This window comes from Flavobacterium sp., assembly GCF_044368995.1.
Classification (GTDB): domain Bacteria; phylum Bacteroidota; class Bacteroidia; order Flavobacteriales; family Flavobacteriaceae; genus Flavobacterium.
On the sequence record NZ_JBIPMS010000033.1, the window covers coordinates 1 to 15,332 of the forward strand.

At 33.4% G+C, this 15,332-nt stretch carries 15 protein-coding genes; 12 read left to right on the top strand and 3 right to left on the bottom strand.

The features are described from left to right. The 6 genes from ACIQ2I_RS04005 to ACIQ2I_RS04030 form a co-directional block, all read left to right on the top strand. Positions 1 to 1,409 (top strand): penicillin-binding transpeptidase domain-containing protein (locus tag ACIQ2I_RS04005; protein ID WP_396181142.1); only part of this gene is annotated, 1,409 nt, incomplete at its 5' end. 8 nt (positions 1,410 to 1,417) lie between these two features. After that, a complete protein-coding gene (locus tag ACIQ2I_RS04010) occupies positions 1,418 to 2,116 on the top strand; it encodes a CoA transferase subunit A (RefSeq protein WP_396181143.1) in 699 nt (232 codons plus the stop codon). An 89-nt stretch (positions 2,117 to 2,205) separates the two neighbouring features. After that, complete coding sequence (locus ACIQ2I_RS04015; protein WP_396181156.1) at positions 2,206 to 2,862, top strand: CoA transferase subunit B; 657 nt, start codon at positions 2,206 to 2,208, stop codon at positions 2,860 to 2,862. A gap of 74 nt (positions 2,863 to 2,936) precedes the next feature. Continuing rightward, on the top strand, positions 2,937 to 4,103 hold the full coding sequence (locus tag ACIQ2I_RS04020) for a class I SAM-dependent rRNA methyltransferase (RefSeq protein WP_396181144.1): 1,167 nt from the start codon (positions 2,937 to 2,939) through the stop codon (positions 4,101 to 4,103). Between the two features lie 272 nt (positions 4,104 to 4,375). Further along, positions 4,376 to 5,533: a serine hydrolase domain-containing protein gene (locus tag ACIQ2I_RS04025; protein WP_396181145.1), complete on the top strand. Its 1,158-nt coding sequence runs from the start codon at positions 4,376 to 4,378 to the stop codon at positions 5,531 to 5,533. A gap of 2 nt (positions 5,534 to 5,535) precedes the next feature. Beyond that, entirely contained in the window at positions 5,536 to 6,249 is a 714-nt protein-coding gene (locus ACIQ2I_RS04030; protein ID WP_396181146.1) for a 3'-5' exonuclease, read from the top strand. Between the two features lie 165 nt (positions 6,250 to 6,414). On the opposite strand, the gene ACIQ2I_RS04035 is transcribed toward ACIQ2I_RS04030, so the two are convergent. The 3 genes from ACIQ2I_RS04035 to ACIQ2I_RS04045 all read right to left on the bottom strand — a co-directional run bounded on the left by ACIQ2I_RS04035 (position 6,415) and on the right by ACIQ2I_RS04045 (position 10,995). Further along, positions 6,415 to 6,765, bottom strand: coding sequence for a toxin-antitoxin system YwqK family antitoxin (locus tag ACIQ2I_RS04035; protein ID WP_396181147.1), 351 nt, complete (start codon positions 6,763 to 6,765; stop codon positions 6,415 to 6,417). A 152-nt stretch (positions 6,766 to 6,917) separates the two neighbouring features. Continuing rightward, on the bottom strand, positions 6,918 to 8,084 hold the full coding sequence (locus ACIQ2I_RS04040; RefSeq protein WP_396181148.1) for a hypothetical protein: 1,167 nt from the start codon (positions 8,082 to 8,084) through the stop codon (positions 6,918 to 6,920). 139 nt (positions 8,085 to 8,223) lie between these two features. Further along, positions 8,224 to 10,995 (bottom strand): carboxypeptidase-like regulatory domain-containing protein, encoded by a 2,772-nt coding sequence (locus ACIQ2I_RS04045; RefSeq protein WP_396181149.1) that lies wholly within the window; start codon positions 10,993 to 10,995, stop codon positions 8,224 to 8,226. A gap of 190 nt (positions 10,996 to 11,185) precedes the next feature. On the opposite strand from ACIQ2I_RS04045, the gene ACIQ2I_RS04050 reads away from it, so the two are divergent. The 6 genes from ACIQ2I_RS04050 to ACIQ2I_RS04075 form a co-directional block, all read left to right on the top strand. Next, complete coding sequence (locus ACIQ2I_RS04050) at positions 11,186 to 11,881, top strand: response regulator transcription factor (protein ID WP_396181150.1); 696 nt, start codon at positions 11,186 to 11,188, stop codon at positions 11,879 to 11,881. Next, positions 11,871 to 12,917 carry a sensor histidine kinase gene (locus tag ACIQ2I_RS04055; RefSeq protein WP_396181151.1) on the top strand — a complete coding sequence of 349 codons (1,047 nt, stop codon included), beginning with the start codon at positions 11,871 to 11,873 and terminating at the stop codon, positions 12,915 to 12,917. The genes ACIQ2I_RS04050 and ACIQ2I_RS04055 overlap by 11 nt, the downstream gene beginning before the upstream one ends. A 53-nt stretch (positions 12,918 to 12,970) precedes the next feature. After that, complete coding sequence (trmB, locus tag ACIQ2I_RS04060) at positions 12,971 to 13,645, top strand: tRNA (guanosine(46)-N7)-methyltransferase TrmB (RefSeq protein ID WP_396181152.1); 675 nt, start codon at positions 12,971 to 12,973, stop codon at positions 13,643 to 13,645. Next, positions 13,645 to 14,280, top strand: coding sequence for a LysE family transporter (locus ACIQ2I_RS04065; RefSeq protein ID WP_396181153.1), 636 nt, complete (start codon positions 13,645 to 13,647; stop codon positions 14,278 to 14,280). The genes trmB and ACIQ2I_RS04065 overlap by 1 nt, the downstream gene beginning before the upstream one ends. A 1-nt stretch (position 14,281) precedes the next feature. Beyond that, positions 14,282 to 14,608, top strand: a complete 327-nt coding sequence (locus ACIQ2I_RS04070) for an MGMT family protein (RefSeq protein ID WP_396181154.1) — start codon at positions 14,282 to 14,284, stop codon at positions 14,606 to 14,608. A 150-nt stretch (positions 14,609 to 14,758) separates the two neighbouring features. Further along, a partial coding sequence (locus tag ACIQ2I_RS04075) for a P-loop NTPase (RefSeq protein WP_396181155.1) occupies positions 14,759 to 15,332 on the top strand: 574 nt, incomplete at its 3' end.

A 15,332-nucleotide genomic window follows, 5' to 3' on the forward strand; every position in this document is an offset into this window, starting at 1 on the left:
CGGCTGGTTTAAAAATTTATGTTACTATCGATTCGCGCATGCAACAATATGCCGAGGAAGCTGTAGAAGAGCATTTATCGAATTTACAACCCGAATTCAATCGCCGTCAAAAAGACAATCCAACCGCTCCGTTTTTAAATATTACGCCGGGAGAAACTCAGAAAATCATGAACCAAGCCATGAAAAATTCTGAGAGATGGCGAATTATGAGCATCAATGGAAAATCAGATGAAGAAATTAAACAATCTTTTGATGTGGCTACAAAAATGAAAATTTTCACTTGGAAAGGCGAAAGAGATACCATTATGAAGCCGAAAGATTCTATCCTTTATTACAAACATTTCTTGCAAACCGGAATGATGGCCATGGAGCCGCAAACGGGACATGTAAAAGCTTGGGTAGGAGGAATTAATTATAAATATTTCCAATACGACCACGTGGGTCAAGGCGCACGTCAAGTAGGGTCTACATTTAAACCATTTGTATACGCTACCGCTATTGACAGATTACAAAAATCGCCTTGTGATATGATAATGGATTCGCCATTTACCATATTAAAAGGCGATAATAACGATAAAAATTGGACGCCAAACAATTCAGATGGGAAATACCGCGGATTGGTTTCTATGAAAAGGGCATTAGCCAATTCCATAAATACGGTTTCCGCACGTTTAATTCATGAAGTGGGTGCGCCAGCTGTTGTGGAAATGGCCAAAAATTTAGGAGTCACTTCCAACATTCCAAATCGCCCAGCAATTGCTTTGGGAGCAGTAGAAATTACGGTAGAAGAAATGGTAGCGGCTTTCAGTACTTTCGCTAATGAAGGCGTGTATATAAAACCGCAATTAATTTCTAAAATTGAAGATAAAAACGGCGTGGTAATTTACCAAAGCGTGGAAGAATCGCACGATGTGGTAAATAAAGACGTGGCGTATTCGGTTATTAAATTAATGGAAGGCGTTACCGAATCAGGTACGGGTTCTCGTTTGCGTTGGGCAGCTTCGGCACCATCCAATTTTTTAACGGGCGTTCCTTACAACATTAAAGGCCCAGTTGCAGGAAAAACAGGAACTTCTCAAAACAATTCTGATGGCTGGTTTATTGGAATGGTTCCAAATTTAGCCGCCGGAGTTTGGGTGGGTAATGAAGACCGTTCGGCACATTTTGAAAGTACAAGTATGGGGCAAGGCGCTACCACTGCTTTACCAATTTACGGTATTTTTATGCGAAAATGTTTGGCAGATCCAACGTTAAATGTATCACAACAGCCATTTAAAAGACCAGCAAATATGTCTATAAAAGTAGATTGTGGACCAGAACCTAAAGCGGTTTTAGACTCAACGGCTACAGATTCAACCGCAGCGCCAATAGATGCACAACCAGATACGGACGGATTAGACGGACTATAAATTATATTATGATTTCAAGAAAAGTAAACAACGTACAAGAAGCACTTGAAGGAATTCAAGACGGACAAACGATTATGCTAGGCGGTTTCGGACTTTGTGGCATTCCCGAAAATAGTATTGCTGCATTAGTAGAAAAAAATGTAACGAATTTAACTTGCATTTCAAATAATGCAGGTGTAGATGATTTCGGATTGGGATTGCTATTGCAAAAGCGTCAAATTAAGAAAATGATTTCTTCTTATGTAGGAGAAAATGCTGAATTTGAACGTCAAATGCTTTCTGGCGAATTAGATGTAGAACTGACACCACAAGGTACTTTAGCTGAAAAATGTCGTGCGGCACAAGCTGGAATTCCTGCATTTTTTACACCTGCTGGTTTCGGAACAGAAGTAGCAGAAGGAAAAGAAACACGCGAATTCAATGGAAAAATGCACGTAATGGAATTGGCCTACAAAGCTGATTTTTCAATCGTAAAAGCATGGAAAGGCGACGATGCTGGAAATTTAATTTTCAAAGGAACCGCTAGAAATTTTAATGCTTGTATGGCAGGCGCTGCAAAAATCACTATCGCTGAGGTAGAAGAATTAGTCCCAGCCGGAACGTTAAATCCAAACGAAATTCACATTCCAGGAATTATGGTAAATCGTATTTTTCAAGGAGAGAAATTTGAAAAAAGAATTGAGCAAAGAACGGTGAGACAAAAGTAATGAGTCAATGCGGCAATTAGCCGATTAGCCAATTGAAGTAGCTTCAAGAATTGGCATATTGACACATTATTAAATTGACAAATTATATTATGGCTTTAGATAAAAATCAAATCGCAAAAAGAATCGCCCAAGAAGTTAAAAACGGGTATTACGTTAATTTAGGAATTGGCATTCCAACTTTAGTGGCGAATTACGTTCGTAACGATATTTCGGTGGAATTTCAATCAGAAAATGGCGTTTTAGGCATGGGACCTTTCCCTTTTGAAGGAGAGGAAGATGCCGATATCATCAACGCAGGAAAACAAACCATTACTACTTTACCAGGAGCCAGTTTCTTTGACTCGGCGTTTAGTTTCGGAATGATTCGTGCACAAAAAGTAGATTTAACTATTTTAGGCGCGATGGAAGTTTCTGAAAATGGCGATATTGCCAATTGGAAAATTCCAGGAAAAATGGTTAAAGGAATGGGTGGCGCAATGGATTTAGTAGCTTCGGCAGAAAACATTATCGTAGCGATGATGCACGTAAATAAAGCCGGTGAATCAAAAATCTTGAAGAAATGTACACTGCCTTTAACCGGTTTAGGCTGTGTGAAAAAAGTAGTAACAGAATTAGCCGTTTTAGAAGTAACACCTAAAGGATTTAAATTGTTAGAACGCGCACCAGGCGTTTCAGTAGAAGAGATAATCAAAGCCACAGAAGCAGATTTAATCATTGAAGGAGACATTCCTGAAATGAAATTTTAATTAATACAGTAGTTTATAATTTTAAACCTGACAGGTTTCTGAAACCTGTCAGGTTTTTATATATTTTAAAAAAAATGGATCTACCAAAAGTAATTCTAAAATCAGGTAAAGAAAAATCCATTCAACGTCGTCATCCTTGGATTTTCAGTGGTGCGGTGTATGGCGTGAGTCGTGAACTAAACGATGGCGAAATGGTAGATGTAGTAGATTCACAAAACAATCATTTAGGCACAGGCTATTTCAGTGATAAAGGAAGTATTGTAGTGCGTATTTTGACGTTTGGCGACGAAACTTTTTCTGAAAACTTTTGGGCAACCAAACTACAATCAGCTTGGTATTTACGAACTCAGTTATTAGATTTTGAAGTAACTAACGCATTTCGTGTTATCCATGGAGAAGGCGATGGCATTTCAGGATTAATTATCGATTATTACGATAAAAATTGGGTCATTCAGGCGCATTCAACAGGTATTTTTCTTCAATTGGAGCAAATTGCTGAAGCCATAAAAGCTAATTTTTCAAACTATTGCGAAACTATTTATTGTAAGAGCTCAGGAACATTACCCAACACAGGAACCGATTATTTCTTGTTTGGAAATAAAGCCGAAACAGTTGCGAAGGAGAACAACATTTTGTTTTCGGTAAATTGGGTAGAAGGCCAAAAAACCGGCTTCTTCTTAGACCAACGCGACAACCGAAAATTATTAGGCGAATTCTCAAAAGGTAAAAAAGTATTAAATACGTTTTGTTACACAGGCGGTTTTTCTATTTATGCTATGAACGCTGGAGCGGAATTAGTAACTTCAGTGGATATTTCTCAAAAAGCAGTGGATTTAGCGGCAAGTAATATGGAATTGAACTTTCCAAACGCCAACCATACAGCCGTAGCTGACGACGTGTTTAACTTTATGAAAGAACACACACAACAGTATGATGTTATTGTTTTAGACCCACCCGCTTTCGCGAAAAGCATTAAAAGCAAACATACCGCAACGCAAGCCTACAAACGTTTAAATATTGCCGGTTTAAAAGCCTTAGCGCCTAACGGAATTTTATTCACGTTTTCGTGTTCACAAGTGATAGACGATGTATTGTTTTATAACACGGTTGCAGCAGCAGCTATAGAAACCGGAAGAAACATCAGAGTCTTACACAAATTAGAACAAGGACCCGATCACCCAACTAATATTTACCACCCAGAAGGGCATTATTTGAAGGGATTGGTTTTGTTTGTGGAGTAATTTAGCGCTCAGCTTTTAGCCATTAGCTATAAGCCGTAAGTGGTAAGCTGATGTTTTGTCATCCTGCAAGGTCTTTTTTTGACCTTGTAGGAATTTATAAATACACCTACAAGGTTTCCAAAATCTTGTAGGAGAAAATCTATCAGCGCTCCAAACTCTGAGATGGGTTTTTCTTTAAAAAATACTTTTTCCTCTTCAATTATTAATTTTTTATTAGAAAGAAATAATAACATAATAATTTTTATTATATTGCTTATCAAATCTATTGCCTCATGAAACGTTTATTTACCTACTTTAAATGGTTTTTTATTAGCAGTGTTGGCTTTATTCTGATCTTATATATATTTGATGTGGATTATTTGCTTCGTGCTGTAAAAACCGTTTATTTAAAAGGACATACCACCGCTTTTTTAGAAGATTACAAAGAATTTCCAAATCGTACCATTCAAAAAGGAACGGCACAACCTTGGGCGATTTCTAAAGCATACAATAGCGTTCCAGCTACGGACAAGTTAAATACGACTCACAAAAATTTACAAACTGTAGCGTTTCTTATCATTAAAAATGATAGTATTTGGCATGAAAGTTATTTTGATGGGTATTCCGCAACGTCTAAAAGTAATTCTTTTTCTATTGCAAAAAGTATTGTTTCAGCTGCTTTAGGCAAAGCCATAATGCAAGGAAAAATTAAATGTTTAGATCAAAAAGTTACCGATTTTTTCCCAAAATTAAAAGGCAAATTTGCCAAAGATGTCACCGTTGGCGATTTATCATCTATGGCCTCTGGGTTAAGTTGGGACGAAAAATACTACAGTCCGTTTTCTATCGTAACTCGTGCCTATTTTGACGACCAATTAAAAGAACTTATTTTAGGATTAGATATTAAAGACAAACCAGGACAACAGTTTCGTTATTTAAGTGGTGCCACACAATTATTAGCCATGTGTATTGAAAAAGCAACTGGCGAATACCTTTCTAATTATGTTTCGAAGCATTTTTGGAAACCTATGGGTGCTGAAAACGACGCGCTTTGGCAATTGGATGAAGCCGACACTGGAATAGAAAAGGCGTATTGTTGTATTGCCAGTACCGCTCGAGATTTTGCCAGATTTGGAAAACTTTACAAACAAAAAGGTGTTTGGAATGGCAAGCAAATTTTAGAGCGTTCGTTTGTGGAAAAATCGTTGCAACCGCGTTTTTCGGATAGTCCAGAATATGGTTATGGTTGGTGGCTGCATCAAATAAATGGGAAAAGAGTATTTTATATGCGAGGACATTTAGGGCAATTTGTGATTGTCTTGCCAGAGGACGATGTAATTATTGTCCGATTAGGGCATTTAAAAGGCAAACAAACGAAAACCGATCCGCACAGTAACGATTTGTACGTATATATAGAAGAAGCTTTAAAAATGATTAATAAAAAGAAATAGATATGTTAGACACCATTCAATTAGACAATATTTTATTTTTAGATATTGAAACGGTTCCTGAAACGGAACATTTTTCGGATTTAGATTCCGATTTTCAAGAACTTTTTGCACACAAAACGCAATACCAAAGAAAAGAAGACGTTTCTCCCGAAGAATTTTACGAAAGAGCCGGTATTTGGGCCGAATTTGGTAAAATAATTTGCATTTCTGTAGGCTATTTTACGCAAAAAAAGGGCGAAAGACAGTTTAGAGTCACCACGTTTCAAGGTGATGAAGAACGGATATTACTAGATTTTTCTAACCTAATAAACAATCATTTTAATTTACCGCAGCATGTAATGTGTGGTCATAATGTAAAAGAATTTGATTTTCCTTTTATTGCACGACGTATGTTAATTCATGGCATAAAAATTCCAGCTAAATTAAATTTAATGGGTAAAAAACCATGGGAAGTGCCTCATTTAGATACGTTAGAATTATGGAAATTCGGCGATTATAAACACTTTACCTCTTTAAAATTATTAACGAAAGTGTTGGGTGTGCCTTCACCTAAAGACGATATTGACGGGAGTGAAGTAGCAAAGGTTTTCTACAAGGACAAAGACATTGACCGAATTGCAACCTATTGCGAAAAAGACGTAATAGCTGTAGCGCAAATTATATTGAAGTTGCGATTGCAAAAATTGTTATCGGCAGATGAAATTTTGAAAGTATAAGGCATAAAAAAAGAAGCTATCATAAAAGTCCGAATCTTGTCAAGCTGAACTCGTTTCAGCTTCTATATATATTATTTCCAAATATATTAGGATTCCGAAATAAATTCGGAATGACAAAAACTGGACTTTTATGATAGCCTCTTTTTTTGTAATTAAATTGCTTTTTTAGTTTCCTGCTAAAGCATTGGTATTGAATTTTTTCACATCGGCAATTGCGTTATCAGAATATACTACTGCGTTTAATGCTTTTGTAGTATAAAAATTCCAAAGACCTGTTTTTTTACCTTGTTCGAAAGAACCTTCCGAAACTAAATTTCCTGTTTCATCAAATGATTTCCATAAACCATCTGCTTTTCCATCAATATAATTTCCTTGGTGCATTACTTTTCCGTTAGAATGATAATACGTTACTTTTACTGTGTTTTCAGAAATTTGTTCTCCAACTGCCTCTGTTTCTTGAGAAAAACCAAAAGAAGTAAACAAAATCAAACCAAAAATTAGTGCTAAATTTTTCATAATATTAGGTTTTATGATTAATAATGGTGTAAACCTACAACATATATTTACAATAACCAAACAAAAACTTAACAATTTAGTAACATTAGAAAAAAGAGCATAAAAAAAGCGGTCTAATTAAGACCGCTTTTGATATTGATTTTGGGTAATTCTTATTGTAATAATGTAGCTCCATTTACTGTTGACCAAGCACCATTTGTTAAACTTGCTCCTGTAGAAGTAGTTGAAATAGTGTATTGTCCAGTTGGGAAAACAACAGATGTTACAGTAGTTGTTCCACCAAATTGAGGTGTAGTACCATTAATTTTAACATTCGTTAATTTAATTTTACTAGCATTTACTTGATTGTTATTTGTATTTGCATCTTGAATTCTAACAGCTACTGCACTTGGATTAGAATATCCATCAATTAATACGTTTGAATATTCTCCGTTACCTTGATTTTTAAATTGGATTGCATCGTATTCAGCTGCATTGTTTTCTGTTAAAGTACCCGCTGCTCTTCTTAAAGTAATGTTAGCAACTTTAGGCCAGAATGCATTATTGTTGTTTTTACATTCAATTTCCATTCCGAAATTTCCTGTTCCTGTTTGGTATGCAAACCAGTTTGAGTTTAATTGACCTTGCCACCCATCTTGCCAGTCAAAAGAATCATCAAAGTTTCCGTAAGAGATAGCGTTAGTTAAATTAACTGTTCCTCCGTAAAATTCGAAACCATCATCAGCCCCTTTGTAAGCTACTAAGTTTTCTAAAATTGTTCCTGATCCTACTGAATAGAATGAGAATCCGTTCATTTCTGAAGTTCCATCTGTAATTTTCTTTCCAGCGTACTCAACGCGTACATATCTTAAAGTACCACCATTGTGAGTAGCATTTGTTCCACCGTAAGGTTTTGCTAAACCATCTTCTGAAGTTGCCGTAGTTAATCCACCAACTGCTACAATAGGTGCATCACCGTACATGATAATTCCACCCCAAGATCCTGGAGTTTGAGAAGATTCAGTTAAAACTACAGGTTCTGCAGCTGTACCATTGATAATTAATTTTCCACCGTTTTCTACTACTAAAGCATCTACAGTACCATCTGCTAGTGTTGCAGTAATTTTAGAACCGGCTTCAATTGTTACTGTTGCACCAGATTTAATTTTTACAATACCTTTTAATGTATAGTTTCCATACACATAATTTGTATTAGTTGTAATGTCACCTGTAATTTCTCCAACTACTGGCGTTTTAACTGTTGTTGTTTCATCGTTATCTTCTGAACAACCTGCGAATAATAAACTTAATACTGATAAGCTTAAGACTAATTTTTTCATGTTATTTAAATTTAGTTTGTTATGCAAATTTATTGTGAGGACTTAATGTTATAGTTAAGCATATATTATTAAAAATTTAAGAAATTTTGGGAATGTAAACTTTTTGTAAATAAAAAATCCTACCGAAGTAGGATTTTTTTTAGAATGTATAACTTAAGTTTAAACTTAGCCCCACGCCTTTCTTGTAATCTCTTACAATTAATGAATCTTCTACAATAGCAGTTCTGTTATTCGAACCTAATTCAAATTTTTGAACTGGATTTAGAATATTGTCCGCTGAAAATTTTGCATTTAAGTTTTTAGTTAATTTACTTGATAACACTAAGTCTAACTTGTGAAATGGTAATTCATAAATATGATCTAATCCTGCAGTTCCAACAGAATAAATATTTTTCCCTTTTACTCCATATACTAAAGTAACCGTGTTTTTAATTTTTTGATTGATATTGAATTCATATTTTGCATCAGCATTAATTACCCAGTTTGATGCACCTTGTAATTCTCTTGTTCTAGTATTTTCTAATTGGTTGTTATCAGCAATTTCAACTTGCGTTTTCATTAATGAGGTATTGAAACCTAAAGAAACATTTTCTAAACTTGAAGATATATTTGCCATATTTAAAATAAACTCAAACTCAGCACCATATAAGTTAGCCACTTTTGAATTTTTATATGTCGTCAATAAAGAGGCACTCGCTTCATAAATTCTTTCAATTGGGTCTTTAATGTTTTTAGCATAAATACCTACTGCAAACATATCTTTTTTATCTGAAAAGAACTCGTATTTGAAATCTGCATTTAAATTTTGAGTATCTACTAAATCTTTATTTCCTAAAGTCACAGTTCCATCAGGATTTACAATTTGTACCGGTAATAATTCCATTAAAACAGGTCTTGTTATGGTTTGAGATGCTGCAAAACGTAAGTTAGATTTGTCGTTTAATTTATATTTTGAATTAATGGCTGGTAAGAAATAGTTTTTCTTAACTTGGTTTTTAATGTATGAGTCATCAAAACTTGTAGACGTATTTAAATCTCTATATTTAATAATTCTGTTTGATGCTTCTAATCGTAAACCTCCATTAATTTCTAATTTTTCGTTTATATTAAATAAGAGGTTTGCATATCCCGCATTTACAAATTGATCTAATTTTTGTTTGTACGAAACATTTGATTCTTCTCTTTCGAAAATTAAACCATTTTCTGCATCAGACATAATTTGGCTATTAATATCATTTATATCAGTAGAGCTTTGTAAACCAGAATTAATAGGAATAGAAGCAAATAAACGATAGGTAGCACTTAAATTGTTTCTGAAAGAATTATATCCTACAGATAATTTATTGGTTTTTCCATCAATTTCTTTTCCAAAATTAAAGTTGTATTCCACTAATCCACTCATAAAATAGTTCCCTTTAATTCTAAAGTTTTGACGGTTAAGTGTATTTCCACCATAAGTATTTGAAAACGAATCGTTATTACGTAAACCAACTAAGAATTTTCTATCAGGCAATTCAAAAATAGTTTTCACATAAGACACGGCTGCTTTAACACTGTGCTTATTATCTGAAGTTAATTTGTAACTTGTCGATAATTGATTGTTAAAATAATCAGATTGTTCAAACTGATTCAATCTAATTAATCTATTTGGAATACTTTTTTGTGTTGCAGACACTCCAAATTGGTCTTGAATTAAACTTTCTGTAGTTCTTAAAAACATCGAATTGGTTGCAATCTGAAATCTATCTGATTTGTATTTTAATCCTACTAATGCAGAAGTACTTGTAATATAATTATATGATGTATTAACGAAATTATTATAATATTCATTTCCACCTTCAATAAAAGTTCTTTCTACTCCTTCTCTAAATTGGTATTTGTTATCCCAGTTTAATGACATTAAGTAAGAAAACGAACGATTTTTGTCGAATTTAAATTTGTCAGAATGACTAAAACTTATACTATTGTTAATTGGCGCGCTAACTTTATCTACATTCCAAGAATTGTTTGCATATCCGTTTTTGTATTCTGTAGAAGTTAATGATACATTTCCTATGTTTCCGTATGCGGTAGGTATAGTTCTAAATTTCTTTTGAATTCCAAAAAAGCCTTCGCTATTATTAGATGTTTCTGCTAATAAGAAATCAATTCCATTATTACCTGTAACATATCCAAATCCTAAACTTAATTTTGTTTGAGCACTTTGTGGCTCAGAAGTTTCTACATTAATCGTTGCTCCTGCAAAATCACCAGGGATATTTGGATTAAATGTTTTGTACACACTTAAAATACCAACAATATCTGTAGGAAATAAATCTAATGGGATAATTTTTTTAAACGGACTGTTAGATGGAACTTGTAAATCGTTAATCAATAAGTTGTTGTATCTATTTTCTAATCCTCTTACAAAAAGCCCTTTTGATTCTGCTTTTGTAATACCGGTAACTTTCGTTAATCCTTCTTCCACATCGCTTATCCCTTTTCTTTCCATTTCTTGGGCTCCGATGCTTTGTTTCATTTCCACGGCTTTTTGTTGCTCTTTCAGTAATGCGGTTTCTTTAGTTTTATTTGTAGAACCTTTAATAACAACACCTTCTATGCTATTAGAGTTTTCTTGTAAAGAAACATTTTGAGTAATGTTTTCATTTTCAGCTACAACAACTTCTTTTTCAAAAGTTTTGTATCCTATAAAAGCATATACTATTGTATATTTTCCTGGTTTCATAGCAATTTCATAATTACCATTAATATCAGATTCCGCATTTATCATGGTTCCTTTTAAGGACACTGAAACAAAACCCACAGGTTGTTTGCTGTCTTTGTCTGTAATTAAACCAGTAACTTTAGCTGTGTTTTGAGCGAAAGAGATTATTGTAAAGAATAATCCAAGAAGTAGAAATTTTAATTTCATGAGTTTGAGTTTATTTTGTTGCAAAAATAGAACCACTTCAATTATCCTAATGTTACTTAGAGGTTATTTATTAGTTTCTATACTGTTAAGATACTGTTAACAGATTAAATAATAGTAAACAAGTAATACATGTCATTTTTATATATAATTTTACACAAGTTAAATTATTTTAATTACTTTTATATTCAATATGAAAAAGAAAGACATAAAAATATTATTGGTTGATGATGAACCAGATATTCTAGAAATTGTGGGCTATAATTTAGAGCAAGCAGGCTACCATGTTACCAAAGCAGAGAACGGTAAAGAAGCTGTTAAATTGGCAATAAAAGTAAAACCACATCTAATTATTATGGATGTAATGATGCCTGAAATGGACGGTATGGAAGCGTGTGAAAAAATTAGAGAAATTCCAGAATTAAAAGACACCATCATTACCTTTCTTACCGCTAGAAGCGAAGATTATTCGCAAGTAGCTGGTTTTGAAGTTGGCGCAGATGATTATATCGCCAAACCTATCAAACCAAAGTTATTAGTTAGCAAGGTAAAAGGACTATTACGCCGATTAAAAGACGCTGAACTTGAAAATTCCGAAACGTTAACGGTTGGAAATCTTCAAATTAACCGTGAAGAATATAAAATTATTAAAGACGGCGTAACTATTGTCTTACCAAGAAAAGAATTTGAATTATTATATTTATTGGCTTCAAAACCAGGCAAAGTGTTCACCAGATCCGAAATTTTAGATAAAGTTTGGGGCAATGAAGTTATTGTAGGCGGTAGAACCATAGATGTTCACATCAGAAAACTCAGAGAAAAAATAGACGAAGATGTTTTTAAAACCATCAAAGGAGTGGGATACAAAATTGAATTAAATGGCGATTAGTTTTAAAAAATCTTACAAATTTGCCTTTAAATCGTCGCTTTACATTTCATTTTTTGTAGTTTTAAGTTTGTTGATTTATCATAATTTCATTGAGACAGTTGACTACTTAATACTTATTGTTTTTCCAATTACGCTTTTCTTTTTTAGTTTTTTTCTAATGCAATATCGTGTAGAAGTATTTATCTACAAAAGAATTAAAAAATTATATGATGAGGTGTCTTTATTAGATGCCACTTCTTTACAAAACAAAACAGTTACTACTGACGTTTCTACATTAACTAACGACATCAGAAACTTCGCCAAAGAGAAAAAAATCGAAATTGAATCCTTAAATATTCGTGAAGAATATAGAAGAGAATTTTTGGGGAATATTTCTCACGAATTAAAAACCCCACTTTTTACGGTTCAAGGCTATTTAGACACACTTATAGAAGGCGGGGCCATAAAAGACAAAACCTTGCGCGTAAAATACATTGCACGCGCATCAAAAGGCGTTGAAAGATTAATTAATATCGTGCAAGATTTAGATATGATTTCTAAATTTGAAATTGGTGATTTAAACATAGATATCGAAAGATTTGACATTATTAATGAAATTCAAAATGTTTTTGACCTTTTAGAAATGAAAGCCGATGCCAAGAACATTATTTTAATGTTCGATGAAAAGTACATTTCTCCCATATTTGTTTATGCCGATAAAGATAAAATTCAGCAAGTTTTAACAAACTTAGTCATGAATTCAATCAAATACGGAAAAGAAAACGGAACTACAGAAATTGCGGTTGAAAAAATAAGTAAAACCAAAATTTTAGTACGCATTTACGATAACGGACAAGGAATTGAACAACAACACATGTCTAGAATCTTTGAACGTTTTTATAGAGTTAACAAAAGCGGCTCAAGAGAAGAGGGCGGTTCTGGCTTGGGCTTAGCCATCGTAAAACATATTATTGAAGCACACAACGAAAAAATATTTGTGCAAAGCACGCATCAAATAGGTTCTGAGTTTTCGTTTACCTTGAAAACTAGTAAATAATTGCTCAACCAAAACTTTAATTTTTATACTTTTGTAGGATAAAATTAATTGTAGTGGGAAGTAAAAATAAATTAAAAAGATTCAACGAAAATGTAACGTTTTTAAACGTCTTTCAACCAACTCGTGAAGAAGTAGTTACTGATAGTTTAGCAATAAAAGGAAAATGGAATTCAGATTTCTTTAAAAATAATAACCCAATTGTTCTAGAATTAGGTTGTGGAAAAGGCGAATATGCTGTAGGATTAGCAGAAAAATTCCCAAACAAAAATTTTATTGGAATTGATATTAAAGGCGCCCGATTTTGGCGAGGTGCTAAAACCGCTTTAGAAAACGGGCTAAATAATGTGGCGTTTCTTCGTACTCAAATTGAATTAATTAAGCATTGTTTTGATGAAAATGAAGTAGATGAAATTTGGATTACCTTTCCAGATCCGCAAATAAAATACAAGCGCACCAAGCACCGAATGACCAATTCTGAATTTCTTCAGAACTATAAAAAAATATTAAAACCCAATGGTTTGATGCATTTAAAAACCGATAGCGAGTTTATGCATGGTTATACTTTGGGGTTATTACACGGTGAAGGGCATGAGGTTTTATATGCCAATCATAATGTATATAACAACGCTGGCGCACCAGAAGAGGTTACCAGTATACAAACTTTTTATGAAAGTCAGTACTTAAAAATAAATAAAAGCATCACTTACATTCAATTTAAAATTAAATAATGTCGATATTTTTAGCTTTTGCATTTGCAGTTTTGTTTTCATTTGTGGGGGTTTTGCCACCAGGAATTGTAAACATAACCGTGGCCAATTATAGCGTTAAAAAATCACTTAAAAAAGCAAGAAAATTTATAAATGGCGCCATTCTAGTTGTTTTTTTACAAAGTATTTTAGGGTTTTACTTTGCCACTTTTTTAGAAAGCCATCCGCAGGTAATGCAAAATTTAAAGTTAGTTGGAAGCTTAGTTTTTATATTTTTAACCTTATTTTTTTTAGGGAAGGGGATTCAAAATGCTATCCACGCCAAAGACGCAATAAAAAAGAAGGCAGCAAAAAGCAAACTTAAACCATTTTTTCACGGGATTTTTATTTCGGGACTAAATATTTTTCCGATACCGTATTATGCATTTGTTAGCTTGTATTTATCAGCTTTTATTGAAGATTTTTTCACTAATTTAGTTGGTTTAGCATACGTTTTTGGAGCAACTTTAGGAACATTTATTGTATTTATGGGGTATGCTTTTTTGTTCAGAAAAATCAAACATAAAGTTACTTTTTTTATTCAAAACATTAATTTTATAATTGCGATCATTACTGGACTAATTGCTGTTTTCACCATTTATAATCTGAATAATTAAGTTGAAAACTAAAGAAGATAATTTTTTTGAACGCGTGTACGAAGTTGCCCGAAAAATACCGTACGGTAAAGTAACTTCTTATGGCGCTATCGCCAAAGCTTTAGGCGCGGGTCGTTCCGCCAGAATGGTAGGTTGGGCGATGAATGCGTGTCACGGACAAGATGATATTCCAGCGCACCGTGTTGTCAATCGGTTAGGACTTTTAACAGGCAAACACCATTTTGAAGGCACTAATTTAATGCAACAATTATTAGAAAGCGAAGGCATTCAAGTTATCGATAATCAAATTATTGATTTCAAAAAACACTTTTGGGAACCTGATTTTTAGGCTCTTCTCTTTCCATATTTAAATTACCTATAAAATTCCTTTTCAATACTTAACAAACTTTTATCGTTTGTCATTTGTCGTTTGTCATTTTCAAACTATCTTTGCAATTCAGATTCAGTTTAAATAAAAGTAAAAAGTTTACACAACAAAATGAAATTAGATAGAAAAGAAATACTAGCTGTGTTAGAAACCATTTCCATTGCTGGAGAAGGTAAAAATATGGTAGAAAGTGGTGCCGTGCAAAATGTAGTTACTTTTGGAGATGAAGTAGTTGTAGATGTAATTTTAACCACGCCGGCTTTACATATAAAAAATCGTGCTGAAGCTGATATTAAAAAAATCATTACTGAAAAAATAAACGCCAACGCAAAAGTTAAGGTAAATATTAAAGTTGTAACCCCAACAAAAGAAGAAGCCAACACAATTAAAGGAAAACAAATTCCTGGAATTAGTAATATTATTGCCGTTTCTTCAGGAAAAGGAGGCGTTGGTAAATCTACTATTACAGCAAATTTAGCCGTAGCTTTATCTAAAATGGGTTTCAAAGTGGGGATTTTAGATGCCGATATTTATGGCCCATCGATGCCAATAATGTTTGATGTAGAATCAGCAAAACCAATTTCAGTTGAAGTAGACGGCAAATCTAAGATGCAACCCGTTCAAAGTTATGGAGTTGAAATTTTATCTATTGGATTTTTCACCAAACCAGACCAAGCCGTTATTT